This window comes from Eisenbergiella sp. OF01-20, assembly GCF_003478085.1.
Classification (GTDB): Bacteria; Bacillota; Clostridia; order Lachnospirales; family Lachnospiraceae; genus Eisenbergiella.
In genome coordinates this window covers 50,072-65,274 of the sequence record NZ_QUES01000011.1, presented here as the reverse complement: position 1 = coordinate 65,274, position 15,203 = coordinate 50,072, and the positions used below count along the sequence as shown (strand labels likewise).

Sequence of the window (15,203 nt, the reverse complement as noted above, 5' to 3'; positions counted from 1 at the left end):
GTAACGGGATACCTGCCATTTATTCCCGCGGACAACGAGCCAAACGGATGCACGAGTGCATCCGTTTGGCGACTGCCGCGAGGGTCAAATACCCCGCAGCGAGCTGCGGGGTATTTGACTTTTTAGAAGCTGAATCATTTACCCTCTTTTCATACGTTTATATAGATAGAGGGGACGCCCTCAGGAGGAAACACTTGACGCGTGAAGATGAATTATTCAAAAAACTGAAGCAGGGTGAGGAGACGGCACTGGAGGATCTGGTGAAGCTGTATTATCCGGAAATACTGAGGTACTGCCTGTGGCATGCGCCCGACCGGATGGCGGCGGAGGATGCCGCCCAGGATACCTTTCTGAAGGCGGTCCGTTTGCTTGACAGGTATGAGCATAAGGGGAAATTCAAGCCTTTTCTGTACCAGATAGCAAAAAACACCTGTATTGATTTGTGGCGGAAAAAGAAGGCGGATCCTTTGCCGGAGGAGCTGGAATATACGGAGCGGGAATTCGTCCGGGCGGAGGAAGACGCGGATTTCTGTCTGCTTGTGGGAGGGCTGCCTGAGAATCAGAAAGAAATCGTACTGCTGCGTTTTGCCCAGGAGCTGACGCTTCGGGAAATAGGAGCCGTACTGGATCTGCCTCTGCGGACGGTGCAGTCTAGGCTGCGCAGGGCATTAAAGCAGCTGAAAAAGGAGATTCAGGAAGGAGGAGGGAAGCATGGGAAATAACTGGAAAAAGCAGTTGGGTGAACAGCTGAAAGCGGCGGGGGCCGGCCGGGAAACGAGCGGCATGGAAAGGACGATAGCGGCCGTACAGGAGGAATATGGTAAGATAACGGATGCCGCGCTCCGGGAGACATCCTTATGTGCGGGGAATAAAAGGGAAAGAATCCGGTTCGGGGAGTTCCTGCTTTTGCAGATTCGGTTTACCGGGTGGAAAATATGGATTCTGCAGGCGGCCGTGTTCGGGGCTGCGGGTCTTTTCCTTTTCCGGGTTTCCGGGGATATATACCAGATCAGCCGGGATAAAATCCCGTTCCTGCTATGCTGCTGCGCGGTATTGGCTGCCATGACGGCGATTCCTTTCCTGCAGAGATCCCTGCGCTGCCGGATGTATGAAACGGAGGCGGCTTCCAGGATGTCTGCGGGAAAGCTGCTGGCCTCCTGGATCGTACTTGCCGGGGCGGGGGATATGGCCGGCCTTCTTACGCTTTTGGTTCTCACGGTCCGTAAAACGCCTTTGGAGTACGGCAGCGCGGTCCTGTATCTGGCGGTCCCGTTTCTTGCGGCAGCAGCGGTCCTGTTTTATCTGCTGGTCCATTTAAAACTGCGTTATTTTCCCCTCAGCAGCGTCTGTGTATGCGCCGCCCTGCTGCTGGTCTTCGGGATATGCAGTGAATACTATCCGGTCTTTTTCCGCCAGACGTTCACAGCCGGATGGGGGCTTGTATGTCTTTGTCTTCTGGCTTTTATGGTACGGCAGTATGGACAGCTGCACAGGGCTTATGCTCTGTGCGGGATATAATACCGTACCTCGCAGGCTGTATCTCTGGGGGAGGGAATCAGGAAAGAAATGTAACGGCTCGGATGTATCGGAACTGTTATAACGCAGCGGAAAGGATTTTCCGGGAATCGAGGTTATTATGGAATTATGTTTGGAACAGGTGAGCAAGCGCTTTCAGGATAAAAAAGCGGTGGATAGTGTCTCTTTGCGGATAACGCCCGGTGTCTGGGGGCTTCTTGGCGCCAATGGGGCGGGTAAAACAACGCTGATGCGTATGATAGCGGGACTCCTGAAGCCAGATGAAGGGCGGATTTCCTATGACGGCGTGCGGATAGACAGCCTGGGCGAGGCGTATCGGGATATCTTCGGATACCTGCCCCAGGAATTCGGTTTCTATCCGGAATTTACCGTCCGGGATTATCTGGAATATATCGCGGCCCTGAAGGGGCTTAAGCCCGGGCAGTCCCGGGAAAAAATAGGAGAGCTGCTGGAAACGCTGACCCTGAAGGATGTGAGGAACAAAAAGATTGTGAAGCTTTCGGGAGGTATGAAAAGGCGGGTGGGGATTGCCCAGGCACTGTTAAATGAGCCGGAAATCCTGATTCTGGATGAACCCACAAGCGGTCTGGATCCGGGAGAACGGGTCCGCTTCCGCAACCTGCTTTCCGAATTTGCCCATGACAGGATCGTGGTGATATCCACCCATATCGTGCCGGATGTGGAATACATTGCTATGAAAAACGCTATTATGAAGGATGGAAGGATCATAGAAACCGGGACCACCCAGGAACTGGTAACGCGTATGGAAGGAAAGGTTTTTTCCGAAAAGATCCCGGCCGGGATGCTTATGGAATATGAAAAAAGGCTTCGTATCGTCAATTTGAAAAACGAGCCGGACGGAGAGATTACGATCCGTTACCTGGGGGATAAAACGGAAAGCGGTGTTTGGCAGGAACCCCGGCTGGAGGATCTGTATCTCTGGCTTTTTCCCCAGGGGACCGATAAAGAAGGGGAAGAAACGGACAGGACGGAAGGAGGAAAAAAACGATGAGATTGTTCCGGTTGGAAATAAAGAGAGTACTGCACACCAGGACAACCTGGATTCTGCTGCTGGCCGCCTTTGGGCTGTCCACGCTGATGGCCTGGCTGCCGGTGACATTTGAAATCAGGAATATCGGAGAAGAGGGAAAGGAACAGGAAATCACGGGACTGGATGCAATCCGGCTGACAAAGCAGGCCCAGGCGGGGCTGTCCGGGGAGATCACACAGGAACAGCTGAAGAAAGCGGTTGAAACCGCCGGGCAGATGCTTGCGGAATATGATAAGACCTATGCTTATCAGCTGCCCACAGAGGTTTACGTGGAAAAAATACTTCCCGTGGCGCCCCTTCTTTCCAGGATAACGGAGGTGTATGCAGATGCGGAAACGGGTATGGCGCCAGGAATAATCGGCCTGGATCCGGAATGGCTGGATCATTTTTATGAACAGTGTCCTGCCCATCTTAACGACCTGATGAAGCTGGAGCAGAAAAATCACCCGGAGGCGGCACAACAGGCGGAGAAGATGTATGCAAAGGTAAAAATGCCTTTTACTTATTATCCGGGCTACAGCACAAATGCCTATGATTACCAGATGCTCACGGTATTTCTTTTGACGCTGTTCTGTGTTATTATCGCCGCACCGGTTTATTCCGCCGATTACCAGACCCATGCGGATGATATCCTGCGCTGTACCAGGTATGGAAAAAGGAGGCTGGCGGTAGTGAAGCTGGCGTCTGCGCTGGTGATCACATCCGTTTCCTTTCTCCTGTGTGCGTCCTGGCATCTGGTCCTTTCCAACAGCTTTTTCGGCTGGGATATGCTGAAAAGTTCCATGCAGCTGGTCTTTTCCACGGTGAGCTTGAGCGATTTGAATATCGGGCAGCTTCAGCTCATTGTGACTGCGGCCGGTTTTGCATGCCTGCTGGCGTCTGTCTGTTTTACGCTGTTTCTTTCCTCGCGTTGTAAAACCACGGTAAGCGCGCTGGCTCTGTCGCTGTTGTTTTTTCTCAGTCCCATCATTTTGTTCATGTCCTCTTCAGGAAATGGGGTGTCCTGGCTGCGGTGCATTCTGCCGTCGGGAGGTATCTCGATATTGGGAGGTTTTGCTTCGGAGGTAACCGATTTTAATTTCCTGCATATAGGCGGATACAGCCTGTGGGCGCCTTTCGTGATTCTTGGCGCGGCCTTGGCGGAAATTCCGGTGTTTGCGGGCCTTTCGGTGCGGGGATATTGCAGACATTTTCAGTAGATGGGAAGGGGGAAGATCCCTGCCTCCACCGTATCCAGTCCGATACTGTATCCGAGAGCAGAACTTTATCTGTCCCGGATACAGATACGGTGGTTTAAAATTAACGAGAGGGCTGTTTCTTGCCGGAAACCGTCAGAGTTAAACCAAGGGGCTGTAAAATTTTAAGCAGGGTATCCAGATTCGGTGTTGTTTTAAAGGATTCAATTCTTGCAACAGAGGACTGGGGGATTCCACAGATAGCGGCAAGCTCCCTCTGGCTGATTCCAAGGGCATTGCGCTGTTTTATCATGGCTCCTACAATAGAGGCCAGATTTTCGGCCTCCTCGAAATCTTTTTTGCTTTCCGGATCAATAGCTTTTACGTGTTCTTTGTAATCTTCCCATGTTTTCATGTTTAGTCATCCTCCTTTCTGGAAAGGTAATCATCACGTTCTGCTTTCGCTTTTTCAATCTCGCGTCGTGGTGTTTTCTGTGACTTCTTACGGAAATGATGAAGAAGGACGAAGGTGTCATTTTTATAATAGAAATAAAATACACGGTTATTCCCTGGCCGCAGTTCCCATATTCCGTCTTCCAGATGCTTGGTTATATTTTCCGGCAGACGGGTTCCGTTATCATAAAGCAACGGACTTTTTTATTTCCAATTTACAGGGTGTTCTTTAAGAATTCTAGTTAAAAAGGCATTTATCACTTCTTTTTAGCTGTATTATTTGGCGTCCCGGGGAAGATTTGCCCCCCAACCCCAGGATCAGAAGAGGATGGGCGGGGAATTGGTGGAAGTTCATCTATATTTTGCAGCATTTCCTTGATATCCACTCCAAGAATATAACAAAGGCTGGCTAATTCATAATCGGTTACAATACGGGCGTTATTTTCAATTTTGCTGATCATTTGTTGGTCAATATTAACATTAAACGTCTGCATTTTGGCAGCCAGTTCACCCTGTGTCAAATGCCTTTCTTTTCTTATGCTTTTCAGATTTTTCCCAATTATATTTTTGTTATCGCCAAAAGTTATTTTCTTCATTTCGTTCCCTACGTTTATGTGACTTATTTTTATTGACTTTATCATGAAACATGAGTTATAATACGTCACATAAACGTATTGTACATTTTGGCATTAAGTAACTAAAAAAAATAGGTAAATCTCACTATTGTTTTATTTACCTGGTTTTAAATTGTTGTAGAAATTTTGCAGCATCGTATTTACGTCTACCTCGAGAACCTGACAGAAACAAACCAGTTCATAGTCTGTTACAATGCGGGTATTGTTTTCAATTTTGCTGATCATTTGCTGATCCAAATTAACATTATAGGTTTTCATTTTAGCTGCTAATTCACTTTGGGTCAGATTCCGTTCCTGCCTGATTGCTTTTAAATTATCATTAATTACGTTTTTATTATCACCGAAACTTATTTTTTTCATACGCACCTCACGTTTATATGACCTATAGCATATATTTTGCAAAAAAATACGTTACATAAACGTATATCGCTTTTAAACCTGATTTATAGAGAGAAGTTTGGAAGGGAAATACGCGCCGCATACCGTCATTACGTATGAAGCGTATCTATTACATTTTATTTTTATAAGGGAGGAATTGTTTATGGGGGTGAAAACTACCAGGGAGAAGGGAATGGTTATGAACAGCCGGCCGAATGCTAAGAAAAGCTTGGGAAAAAGAATATCTGTGGAGGTAAAAAGGCACTGGCAGTTATATTTGATGCTGGTTCTGCCGGTTACCTATCTGCTTATTTTTGCTTATCTCCCGATGGGAGGGGCAATTATCGCGTTTAAGGATTATTCTATCCGGGGAGGAATCTGGGGGAGCGACTGGGTGGGGTTAAAACACTTCAAAAATTTCTTTACCACACCGGATTTCAGGAATTTAATGAGAAATACACTGATTCTCAGTCTGTACAGTCTTATCATCAGTTTTCCTATGCCAATCCTGCTTGCATTGGCAATCAATGAAATGCGGGGGCGGCATTATAAGAAAATGGTCCAGATGGTTACCTACCTGCCTTATTTCATATCCACAGTGGTATTGGTTGGGATCATGCAGAATATTTTTTCGGTTCGGACAGGTCTGGTCAACAATATTATTACCCTGCTTGGAGGGACGGCCGTTGATTTTATGGGAAAGCCGGAACTTTTCAGAAGCCTGTATGTATGGTCGGGGGTCTGGCAGGGGATGGGATACAGTGCTGTTATTTATATTGCGGCACTTGCGAGCGTTGATATATCTCAGACAGAGGCCGCGATTATTGACGGCGCGGGCCGTTTCGCAAGAGTATGGAATGTAGACATTCCTGCAATTATGCCGACGATTGTCATTCAGCTGATTCTGGCGGTAGGCAGCATTATGAGCCTGGGGTTTGAAAAGGTATATTTGATGCAGAATCCCGTGAATATGCAGTCTTCTGAGATTATTTCCACCTTTGTGTATAAACGGGGCCTTATTAATTTCCAGTATTCCTATGCAACAGCGGTGGGATTGTTTAATTCCGTATGTAATCTGGTATTGATCGTGCTTGCAAATATGTTTTCCAAAAAAGTGAATGAGACCAGCTTGTGGTGAGGAGGCAGCTATGACAAAGGTAACTAAAAAGAATAAAATGTCTGTCCGGTATTATACAAAACCGAAGGATTACTTATATATGGCATTGGTACACATTTTGTGTGCCGTGTCAGTCATCTGTATTCTGATTCCGATGATTTATGTGGTGGCGGCCTCTTTTTCATCGCCGAAAGCACTTCTTTCCGGCCAGGTTTTTCTGCTGCCTGTGGATTTTACCCTGCGCGGCTATAAAATGCTTCTCAATCATGAACTGTTGATGTCCGGATTCGGCAACTCCCTCTTATATACGGTGGTGGGTACTGTGATTAATCTGGTTATGACGGTGCTGGCAGCCTATCCGCTTTCCCGTAAGGATCTGGCGATCCGTAATCCCATCATGCTTTTGTTTACGTTTACCATGCTGTTTAACGGCGGAATGATTCCCACCTATATTCTGATTAAAAACCTGGGGATGCTTGACAGTATCTGGGCGCTGGTGATACCGACCTCTATATCGGTCTGGAATCTGATTATTACCCGTACCTATTTCCAGTCCACAATTCCCGGGGAAGTGCAGGAGAGTGCCAGCGTGGACGGCTGTGATGATTTTACATTCCTGATTAAAATTGCCATTCCTCTTGCGAAGCCGATCCTGGCCGTGAATGTCCTGCTGTATGCGGTGGGGCACTGGAATTCTTATTTTAATGAAATGATGTATCTGAGTACGAATACCAAGTTCCCGCTCCAGCTGGTTCTGCGGGAGATTCTGGTTAATATGGGCACGGCCGGCATGACTCTTGATGTTACGAAACAGCTTGAGATGCAGGAAACAAAATATCTGCTGCAATATTCAAGTATTATTGTGGGTTCTGTGCCGGTTATGCTGCTTTATCCTTTCGTTCAGAAATATTTTGTAAAAGGAATTATGGTAGGGGCGATTAAGGGGTAAGGCCTGTGGGGGGTATCATTGGAGCCTCCTTTCCCGTGACGGGAAAGGAAAGGTTTCCGGATAAATAAAAGGAGGAAAATCCTCTGCTCGCAGAGACTCGCATTTTCCTTCAGAAAACAAGGAGGATTTGTAGCTATGAAAAAAAGAGTGTTAGCTTTGCTGTTATCTGCGTGTATGGTAATCAGCATAGCAGGATGTTCGTCCGGGAAAACAGAAACCGGCGCGGACAGCAAAGGAGGGGAAGGTTCTGCTGCAGCGGCTTCTGAGGCGGCGGACGCTTCCGGACCGGAAGGTTTTAACGCCACCGGAATGCCGATCATGAATGAGAAAATTACGCTGAAGGTATGGATTGAAGGTGGGGCTGATATCGATTGGGAACAGAATCGGTTTGTGAAGCAGATTGAAGAAAAATCGAATATCAAGATGGAGATTATTTCAACGCCTCTTTCCGATGCGCTCCAGAAGAGAAACCTGATGCTGGCCAGCGGGGATTACCCGGATCTTATACTGACGGACTGGCCGACCGTATTTACCAAATCGGATGTTATGCAGTATGGGGTTAAGGAAGGCGTGTTACTTCCTATTACCGATTTCATTGATAAGTACGGCAACAATATGAAGCGTATTTTTGATGAGAATCCGAACTATAAGGAGAGCTGTATTGCACCGGATGGGGAAATCTACGGATTCGCACGTTTTTCAGAGTGCTATCACTGCAGTGCCTATCCCAAAATCTATCTGCGCCAGGACTGGATGGACAGCCTGGGGCTGGATATGCCTGAAAATACGGAAGAGCTGAGAGAAGTATTAAGGGCTTTTGTAAACGACGATCCCAACGGAAACGGAAAGAAAGATGAAATCGGTATGATCGGTGCGACTACCTGGAATACGATGGTTGAATACGCATTGATGGGTATGTCTTTCCAGACGGTAAAACCGGATTTCTGGCTCAGCCTCGGCGCCGATGGGAAAACGGTGGAATTTTCTCCGTCGACGGATGCTTACCGGGAAGGACTTCGTTATATTAAGAGCCTTTATGACGAAGGGCTGATTGACGGTACTTCCTTTACCCAGAAGGACGATCAGATGGCACAGACGATCCGGACAGAACCGCATGTGGTGGGGATGTATGTCTGTGATCATGCGGGTATGGGTTATGACAATAATAATCCGGAAGAAGCGGAAAATTATCAGATTCTGATTCCCGTGGCAGGGCCGGACGGTTTCAGGCGTCAGGGACAGAATGCAAATGAGGGTGAAATACAAGGGTTCCATGCGGTGATTACAGATACCTGTAAATATCCGGAAGCCGCTTTCCGCCTGATTGATGAGTTCTTCTATGATGACGATTATAATATGGAACGTATGTATGGAGAACGGGGGCTTGGCTGGGATTATGCTCCTGAGGGAACCAAGAACGTATTTGGCGGCGAAGCCAGATATATTGTGAATTCCGTTACGGAAGATCAGAGTGCGGAGATCAAGAAGGGTACGATGGGGGTAGGGCCGCAGGCGGATTTGGCTTCTTTCCGTCTTTCCATGCTTCCTGAGGCGGAGGATATTTATCTGCCCGGAAATTATGAGCAGCGCATTACTCTTGATACCCAAAAGGTAGAGCAGTACATACCGGAAGAAAGACTGGATTATATGGTATACATTCCTATAGACATGGCGGATGACTATGCGGAAATCCAGACGAATCTTAACAACTTTGTCCGTATGGCTACCGTTCAGTTTATTACAGGGGATCGTGACATCGAATCCGGCTGGGAGCAGTATCTGAGCGAACTGGATTCGTACAGAGTTGATCGGTATATAGAAATATATAAGACGGCTGCCGGCAGATAAAACAACGGACGCTCTGCTGCGCGGGCCAACCTTATGTTCAAACGGATAAGACGGTCAGGCTTCCGGAATTTTCCGGGGCCTGACTGTTTTTATTTATTGGAAGGGACTGGCGCAGGAGGGATTCTATCTTTAGAAAGCATTTATTCTTAGGTTAGGGAAAGGAAGGAACAGGATGATGGAATTATGGTACAAAGAACCGGCATCATATTGGGAAGAGGCCCTTCCGCTGGGGAACGGAAGGCTGGGGGCAATGGTATGGTCAGGGATCGGGCAGGAGAAGATTTCCTTAAATGAGGATTCCCTGTGGTCAGGTTATCCCAGGAGCTATGACATTCCCGGAGCAGCCAAATACTACGAACAGGCACGCCAACTGGCTATGGAAAAGAGATATGAAGAGGCGCAGGAACTCCTGGAACAGAATGTGCTCGCAGAATATACACAGAGTTATCTGCCGTTAGGGGAATTGACGCTGGATATGGTGCATCCGGAAGGAGAAATCCGCAATTACCGCCGCTCCCTGGATCTTGAAAAGGCGCTTTCCAGACTGCAGTATTCGGCAGGAGAGGTTACTTACGTCCGGGAAATGTTTGTCAGTGCGCCGGATCAGGTTATGGTGATACACATTTCCGCCGACCGGCCTGGTATGGTGTCTCTGAAAGCCGGTTTTTCCAGTCAGCTTCGCGCGGGAGTAACTACGGAAGAAAACAGAATGATTCTGGATGGAATCGCTCCTTCACAGGTAGATCCTTCCTATATAGATTCCCCGGATCCGGTTATTTATGAGGAAGATCCAGAAAAGAAAGGGATGCAGTTTTGTGCGGTAGCAGCGGTTGATGCAAAGGGAGGGGAAGTGAAAAGGCTGCCGGATGCGCTGGAGGTAATACATGCGGACAGCATCACCTTGTATCTGGCGGCCCGGACAAGCTTCCATGGCCCGTTCCGGCATCCGTTCCTGGAGGGGAAGCCTTATAAAGAACCATGCTTCAGGGAGCTTCAGGCTGCACAGAAGATGGGATATGACAGGCTTCTCGCACGGCATATAGAAGAATATCAGCAATATTTTAACCGGGTCTGCCTCGATCTGGGACCGGGAAGAGAGGAATTACCGACTCCGGAACGGCTGGCTGACTGGGAAAGGGATGTGGATCCGGCACGATTCACCCTGCTTTTCCAGTATGGGCGTTATCTCCTGATCTCTTGCTCCCGTCCGGGAACACAGCCTGCCAATCTCCAGGGAATCTGGAACCAGCATCTGCGCGCCCCGTGGAGTTCCAATTATACAATCAATATCAATACGCAGATGAACTATTGGGGAGCGGAAACGGTGAATCTGCCGGAAATGCATGAGCCTTTATTTGACCTGATTAATAATCTGCGGATCAGCGGAGGGAATACCGCCCGAATCCACTATCATGCCGGAGGGTTTGTATCCCATCATAACAGTGATATCTGGTGTCTTTCCACACCGGTAGGGGATCATGGGAAGGGGACGGCCGTGTATGCTTTCTGGCCTCTTTCCGCCGGCTGGTTAAGTGCGCATGTTTATGACCATTACCTGTTTTCCGGGGATTTGGAATTCCTGCGTCAGACGGGTTATCCCATCATCCGGGACGCGGCCCGTTTTTTCCTGGATGTCCTTGTTGAGAATGAGGATGGCGAACTGATCTTTGCGCCGTCTACCTCCCCGGAGAATCAGTTTGTCCGTCACGGCAAAATTGGTGCGGTCAGCCAGACGACTACGATGACGATGGCAATCGTCCGTGAGACATTAGAGAATGCTGCCGCCTGCTGCCGGCTGCTGGGAATCGACCAGGAATTTCTTGCAGAAGTGGAAAAAGCACGGAAACGCCTTCCGTCTTACCGGATGGGATCACGCGGCGAACTGCTTGAGTGGAATGAAGAACTGGAGGAAAGCGAGCCGACGCACAGGCATACTTCCCATCTCTATCCCTTATATCCGGGAAGGCAGATATCTGCGGAGAAAACGCCCGAACTGGCAGAGGCCTGCCGCCGGACACTGGAACTGAGAGGGGATGAAAGCACCGGCTGGGCGCTTGCCTGGAGAATCTGTCTGTGGGCCCGTCTGCATAACCCGGAAAAAGCTTATGGAATGCTGAAAAAACAAATGCGTCCTGTGGACGGCAGCGATCCTATGAATTACCGGCAGGGGGGAGGCTGTTATCCTAATATGTTCGGCGCGCATCCTCCGTTCCAGATTGATTCCAATTTCGGTTCCTGTGCAGGTATCGCGGAAATGCTGCTGCAAAGCACGGAAGGGGCGGTTGAACTGCTTCCGGCGCTTCCGAAGGCTTTTGGGACAGGTATGGTTTCCGGGCTGCGTACCCGTGCAGGGGTGACGGTATCTGTCCGTTTCAGGGAGGGCAGGCTTGAAAAAGCGCAGCTGAAGGGGACGATGCCGCAGGAAAGAGAGCTGATTATCTGTTATAAGGACAAAAAGAAAAAAGTCACTCTTGCAAAAGGGATGACATGCAGTGTAACGGAGGCGGATTTTTGACAGCGATGCGTAATGTTTTCCTATGCTTCTTTTCTATTCTGCTGTGCGCTGCCCTTTCCGGATGCACAAAAGAGGTACCTGAACAGCCGGAAAACGTGGAAATACATTTTTATTATGATGAACCCTGTGCTTCCTGCGATGGGACAAAAGAGATTTATGAAATCGTGTCGGAGGAACTGGACGATGTTTCCGGCCTGTATCCTTATACGGTGTCCGTTTATAATGTTTTTCGCAAAGCAGACGCGCAGATGAGGGATGCGGAGCTTAAAAAACTGGGATTCCAGGAAGAATTTGCCGGCTCTCTCACATACCCGGTTATGACAATAAACGGGAATATCTATTTGGGGATAGATTCCATCCGTGCATCCATCCGGGAAGCATATCTGACTGCGGGGGAGGATTTGTTTGTTTATGGGCGGGGCGTTTTTGATCCCACGAAGAAGCAGACGCTGAAACAGCTGCTTGCCGGTTATAAGCTGGAAAAAGGCGGCTCATCCGTTGTTTATTTTTATCGGACCGTATGCGGGGAATGCAGCAAAACCGGTGAGGAGGTTCTGGATTTGCTTCCGGAAACGGTGATGGTGGATGGCACTTCCTATCCCCAGCAGATAATTAGAATCAACACCAGGTCGGGAAGGAATGCGGAGATCCTTCAGGCATTTTTTGAAAGGTATGAGGTACCCCCGGAGGATCAGATGGTTCCGATCGTTTTTACCGCCCGGGGATATCTGGCTGGTTATGAAGCGATATCTTCTGCTCTGTATCCGGAATTGGAAAAAGGGGCCGGGCTTGGAATGAAATATCCTGAATAAAAAGAGAATTGGTGGAGAACCGGCAGAATTGTGTTAAAATAGGAGGGAAGATGTGTCATGAAAGTTATTGAAGTATAACGGATGCAGATAAGTTATCTGCAATTGGCGGAAGGGGGATAGGGATGAAAATCGGATTGGAAAGTAATATTATACGGTATTGCCTGCGGGATGTGTATTTTATTACAGGTACGGCCTATGCGGGGAAATCTACTATGGTGAAGATGCTTGCGGATAAATAGGGGATGGTTTTTTGCGGGGAGAATTATCATGACGGGCTGGGGGATAAGGTAAAGGAAGCGGACAGGCAGCCGAATTTGTGTTATTTTCAGACAATGAAGGACTGGCAGGAATTTGTGAACCGTTCTCCGGAGGAATATGACAGGTGGATCCGGGGCTGTTCTTCGGAGGCGGCGGAGGTGGAGATTGCAGAACTGCTGCGGCTTTCGGGAAGGGGCCGGAAAAAACACTGGCGAACTACAAGGCCTGCATTGCACGGGTAAACAGTGAGGAACGTTATCGGGAATATGCGGAGAGCGGGTTTTATGTTTTGGAACGCAGGGACTGCAGCAGGGATACCCGGCAGGAGGTTTTGACGGAACTGGAAAACCATTTCCGGCTGAATGAAGAAGAAGGAAGCCGGTAACTGGGAAGAAATCGGATGATACGGGAATATAGTAAGGCAGTATAGCTGGAAACAGGCAGAAAGAGGAATCGGACTGCCTGTTTTTTGTTGGGCGAAGTGCGGGGGACAATTGGGTGATGCGTAAAGGAGAATTGGATATATTGCCAAAATTGAATGCAACAGATTTTGAAAAATATGAAAAGAGTAATAAAAATGCTGTACTGATTCAAAATCCGCACGCTTAAAATATGCGATATTTACAAAAAAACAGCATGGAGATACACTGTTTTCAGGTTCAGAAGTGCTGCAGCAGAACGAACTGATACCGGTTAAAAAAGCAGAAAATGAAAAATGAATGCAGGAGGAAGTTCTATGAGAAGGAAAGTAATTGCACTTCTGTTGTCCGTATGTATGCTGGCTGTTCCATTGGCTGGCTGTGGTTCGCATGAGAATGCAGATTCGGAAAATACATCTGTAGTAAATGGGAAAGAAACGCAGACAGATAGAAAGGCGGAGGAAGGCGGGAACACGGAAACCATAAAATTGACCGGGCTTTATGTATCCCATTCCTTAACAAAGGATATGAATGAACTGCAGTGGCTGCAGGAGCTGGAGGCAAAAGCAAATGTGGACATTGAATGGGAGCAGATTTATTCCGATTGGGAAACGACCAAATCCACAAGGTTTGCTTCGGGGGATATACCGGATATCCTGATTAACGCCACGGTGGATTCCGATTATACCAAATATAACGGCTTATTTATGGAATTGTCCCAATTGATAGAAGAAAACGCACCTAATGTTATGCAGATGTTTGAGGAAGAGCCGGATACCAGAATCCTGGCAACCACAAAGGAAGGAAAAATATTTGCGGCCCCCAAATTCCAGGGGAAATGGCCGGCCACAAATACCGTCATGTTTATTAATAAGAAATGGCTGGACAATCTGGGACTGGAAATGCCGGAAACCTTCACAGAGCTTGAGGAAGTGCTGAAAGCTTTTAAGGATCAGGATGCCAATGGAAATGGGAATCCGGATGATGAGGTTCCGCTGGATTTTAATGCGTACGGCGGCAATAATGCATGGTTTAACAGCGCTTATTCCCTGACAAACCTGCTGGGAGCTACAGGAATACAGCTTACAAACTGGGGACAGGAAGGTTACTTTGCACAGGATGGGAAGGTTAAGTGCTATGCGGTGGACGACAGATATCGTGATTTCCTCAGATATATGTCTGAATGGTATAAGGAAGGGCTGATTAACCAGAAAGCGTTGACAAGTGATTACTCTGCCTATCAATCCTTGTCCCGCGGTGACGAGAACGGAAATGCCCTTGTGGGTGTGGCTTTCGGCTGGGAAGAAACCGATAAATTCGGGCCTGAATTGTATTCCCAGTATGTGCCGCTCGCACCTCTTGCATATGATGTGGACTGCGGGCCGGGTACCTATGATACCCGTTGGAGAAATGACTATTCCGGGCTGAATATGTCCGCAAACCGCATCTGTATGAGCGCCAAATGTAAAAATCCGGAAGCAGCCATGCGTTTTATCGATACCTTTTATGAAGAGGCTGCCAGTGTGCAGGTGCTGTTCGGAGGAATTGCGGACGGCTGCGTGGAACAGACCGGTGATCATTCCTTCAAGGTGCTTCCTCCCCTGGAGGCAGACATGGATCCGGGCACCTGGAAATGGACGAATGCCTTTGCGGGAAACGGCCCCATGTATATCCGCAGAAGCACGGAGCTGGAAATGGCCCGGGATATGACCTTTGCCGTGGAAGAAAGAAAAGAATATGATGCTGTTCTGGATAAAATGGACGAATCCGACTATTATCCGCAGATGTTCATGAAATATACGGATGAGGAACAAAATACCATGGCTCTTACCCAGGCGAATATCAATAATATTATTGACAATTACTGGTCCCTGTGGCTTACAGGGGAATCAGATATTGACAAGGATTGGGATACTTATGTGAAGAATGTGAACGATGCGGGGCTTCCTCAGATATTGGAAATCCGCCAGGCGGCATTTGAAGAATATCGGAGCAAATAAATCCTGCAGGGACCGTCTCTTTCAACGGCAAAGGGGCGGTCCCGCATGAAAAGAGAG

15 protein-coding genes are annotated in these 15,203 nt (G+C 48.1%); 11 read left to right on the top strand and 4 right to left on the bottom strand.

Translation table 11 applies throughout. The features are described from left to right. Window positions 1-194 precede the first annotated feature (194 nt). The 4 genes from DXA36_RS14470 to DXA36_RS14455 all read left to right on the top strand — a co-directional run bounded on the left by DXA36_RS14470 (window position 195) and on the right by DXA36_RS14455 (window position 3,786). A complete protein-coding gene (locus tag DXA36_RS14470) occupies window positions 195-722 on the top strand; it encodes an RNA polymerase sigma factor (RefSeq protein ID WP_118680254.1) in 528 nt (175 codons plus the stop codon). Then, the gene (locus DXA36_RS14465; RefSeq protein ID WP_118680253.1) at window positions 712-1,518 is read left to right on the top strand and encodes a hypothetical protein; all 807 of its coding nucleotides are present in this window, start codon (window positions 712-714) and stop codon (window positions 1,516-1,518) included. The genes DXA36_RS14470 and DXA36_RS14465 overlap by 11 nt, the downstream gene beginning before the upstream one ends. 118 nt (window positions 1,519-1,636) lie before the next feature. Continuing rightward, a complete protein-coding gene (locus DXA36_RS14460) occupies window positions 1,637-2,548 on the top strand; it encodes an ABC transporter ATP-binding protein (RefSeq protein ID WP_118680252.1) in 912 nt (303 codons plus the stop codon). Then, window positions 2,545-3,786 carry an ABC transporter permease gene (locus DXA36_RS14455; RefSeq protein ID WP_118680251.1) on the top strand — a complete coding sequence of 414 codons (1,242 nt, stop codon included), beginning with the start codon at window positions 2,545-2,547 and terminating at the stop codon, window positions 3,784-3,786. Before DXA36_RS14460 ends, DXA36_RS14455 begins: the two co-directional genes overlap by 4 nt. 100 nt (window positions 3,787-3,886) lie before the next feature. Here the strand turns inward: DXA36_RS14455 and DXA36_RS14450 are convergent, their stop codons facing one another. The 4 genes from DXA36_RS14450 to DXA36_RS14435 form a co-directional block, all read right to left on the bottom strand. Further along, on the bottom strand, window positions 3,887-4,177 hold the full coding sequence (locus DXA36_RS14450) for a helix-turn-helix domain-containing protein (protein WP_118680250.1): 291 nt from the start codon (window positions 4,175-4,177) through the stop codon (window positions 3,887-3,889). A 2-nt stretch (window positions 4,178-4,179) separates the two neighbouring features. Further along, the gene (locus tag DXA36_RS14445) at window positions 4,180-4,410 is read right to left on the bottom strand and encodes a type II toxin-antitoxin system RelE/ParE family toxin (RefSeq protein WP_118680249.1); all 231 of its coding nucleotides are present in this window, start codon (window positions 4,408-4,410) and stop codon (window positions 4,180-4,182) included. Between the two features lie 62 nt (window positions 4,411-4,472). Continuing rightward, window positions 4,473-4,811: a helix-turn-helix domain-containing protein gene (locus DXA36_RS14440; RefSeq protein ID WP_118680248.1), complete on the bottom strand. Its 339-nt coding sequence runs from the start codon at window positions 4,809-4,811 to the stop codon at window positions 4,473-4,475. A 132-nt stretch (window positions 4,812-4,943) separates the two neighbouring features. Then, window positions 4,944-5,210, bottom strand: coding sequence for a helix-turn-helix domain-containing protein (locus DXA36_RS14435; protein WP_118680247.1), 267 nt, complete (start codon window positions 5,208-5,210; stop codon window positions 4,944-4,946). A gap of 181 nt (window positions 5,211-5,391) precedes the next feature. Between DXA36_RS14435 and DXA36_RS14430 the strand changes: the two genes are divergently transcribed. The 7 genes from DXA36_RS14430 (at window position 5,392) to DXA36_RS14400 (ending at window position 15,146) form a co-directional block, all read left to right on the top strand. Continuing rightward, the gene (locus DXA36_RS14430; protein WP_118680246.1) at window positions 5,392-6,366 is read left to right on the top strand and encodes an ABC transporter permease; all 975 of its coding nucleotides are present in this window, start codon (window positions 5,392-5,394) and stop codon (window positions 6,364-6,366) included. Between the two features lie 10 nt (window positions 6,367-6,376). Beyond that, entirely contained in the window at window positions 6,377-7,294 is a 918-nt protein-coding gene (locus DXA36_RS14425) for a carbohydrate ABC transporter permease (protein WP_243114656.1), read from the top strand. Window positions 7,295-7,429: 135 nt separating this feature from the next. Beyond that, on the top strand, window positions 7,430-9,142 hold the full coding sequence (locus DXA36_RS14420) for an extracellular solute-binding protein (RefSeq protein WP_118680245.1): 1,713 nt from the start codon (window positions 7,430-7,432) through the stop codon (window positions 9,140-9,142). Window positions 9,143-9,314: 172 nt separating this feature from the next. Further along, window positions 9,315-11,657 (top strand): glycoside hydrolase family 95 protein, encoded by a 2,343-nt coding sequence (locus DXA36_RS14415; protein ID WP_118680244.1) that lies wholly within the window; start codon window positions 9,315-9,317, stop codon window positions 11,655-11,657. Next, window positions 11,654-12,469, top strand: a complete 816-nt coding sequence (locus DXA36_RS14410) for a tautomerase family protein (RefSeq protein WP_147366598.1) — start codon at window positions 11,654-11,656, stop codon at window positions 12,467-12,469. Before DXA36_RS14415 ends, DXA36_RS14410 begins: the two co-directional genes overlap by 4 nt. Window positions 12,470-12,851: 382 nt before the next feature. Next, complete coding sequence (locus DXA36_RS33560) at window positions 12,852-13,112, top strand: hypothetical protein (protein WP_243114655.1); 261 nt, start codon at window positions 12,852-12,854, stop codon at window positions 13,110-13,112. Window positions 13,113-13,463: 351 nt separating this feature from the next. Further along, window positions 13,464-15,146 carry an extracellular solute-binding protein gene (locus DXA36_RS14400; protein WP_118680242.1) on the top strand — a complete coding sequence of 561 codons (1,683 nt, stop codon included), beginning with the start codon at window positions 13,464-13,466 and terminating at the stop codon, window positions 15,144-15,146. Window positions 15,147-15,203: the final 57 nt, after the last annotated feature.

Bases quoted from the DNA above. Each gene is read 5' to 3' on its own strand.
- DXA36_RS14400 (WP_118680242.1), top strand. From the start codon at position 13,464: ATGAGAAGGAAAGTAATTGCACTTCTGTTGTCCGTATGTATGCTGGCT.
- DXA36_RS14415 (WP_118680244.1), top strand. From the start codon at position 9,315: ATGATGGAATTATGGTACAAAGAACCGGCATCATATTGGGAAGAGGCC.
- DXA36_RS14435 (WP_118680247.1), bottom strand. From the start codon at position 5,210: ATGAAAAAAATAAGTTTCGGTGATAATAAAAACGTAATTAATGATAAT.
- DXA36_RS14425 (WP_243114656.1), top strand. From the start codon at position 6,377: ATGACAAAGGTAACTAAAAAGAATAAAATGTCTGTCCGGTATTATACA.
- DXA36_RS14430 (WP_118680246.1), top strand. From the start codon at position 5,392: ATGGGGGTGAAAACTACCAGGGAGAAGGGAATGGTTATGAACAGCCGG.
- DXA36_RS14440 (WP_118680248.1), bottom strand. From the start codon at position 4,811: ATGAAGAAAATAACTTTTGGCGATAACAAAAATATAATTGGGAAAAAT.
- DXA36_RS14450 (WP_118680250.1), bottom strand. From the start codon at position 4,177: ATGAAAACATGGGAAGATTACAAAGAACACGTAAAAGCTATTGATCCG.
- DXA36_RS14455 (WP_118680251.1), top strand. From the start codon at position 2,545: ATGAGATTGTTCCGGTTGGAAATAAAGAGAGTACTGCACACCAGGACA.
- DXA36_RS14420 (WP_118680245.1), top strand. From the start codon at position 7,430: ATGAAAAAAAGAGTGTTAGCTTTGCTGTTATCTGCGTGTATGGTAATC.
- DXA36_RS14465 (WP_118680253.1), top strand. From the start codon at position 712: ATGGGAAATAACTGGAAAAAGCAGTTGGGTGAACAGCTGAAAGCGGCG.
- DXA36_RS14460 (WP_118680252.1), top strand. From the start codon at position 1,637: ATGGAATTATGTTTGGAACAGGTGAGCAAGCGCTTTCAGGATAAAAAA.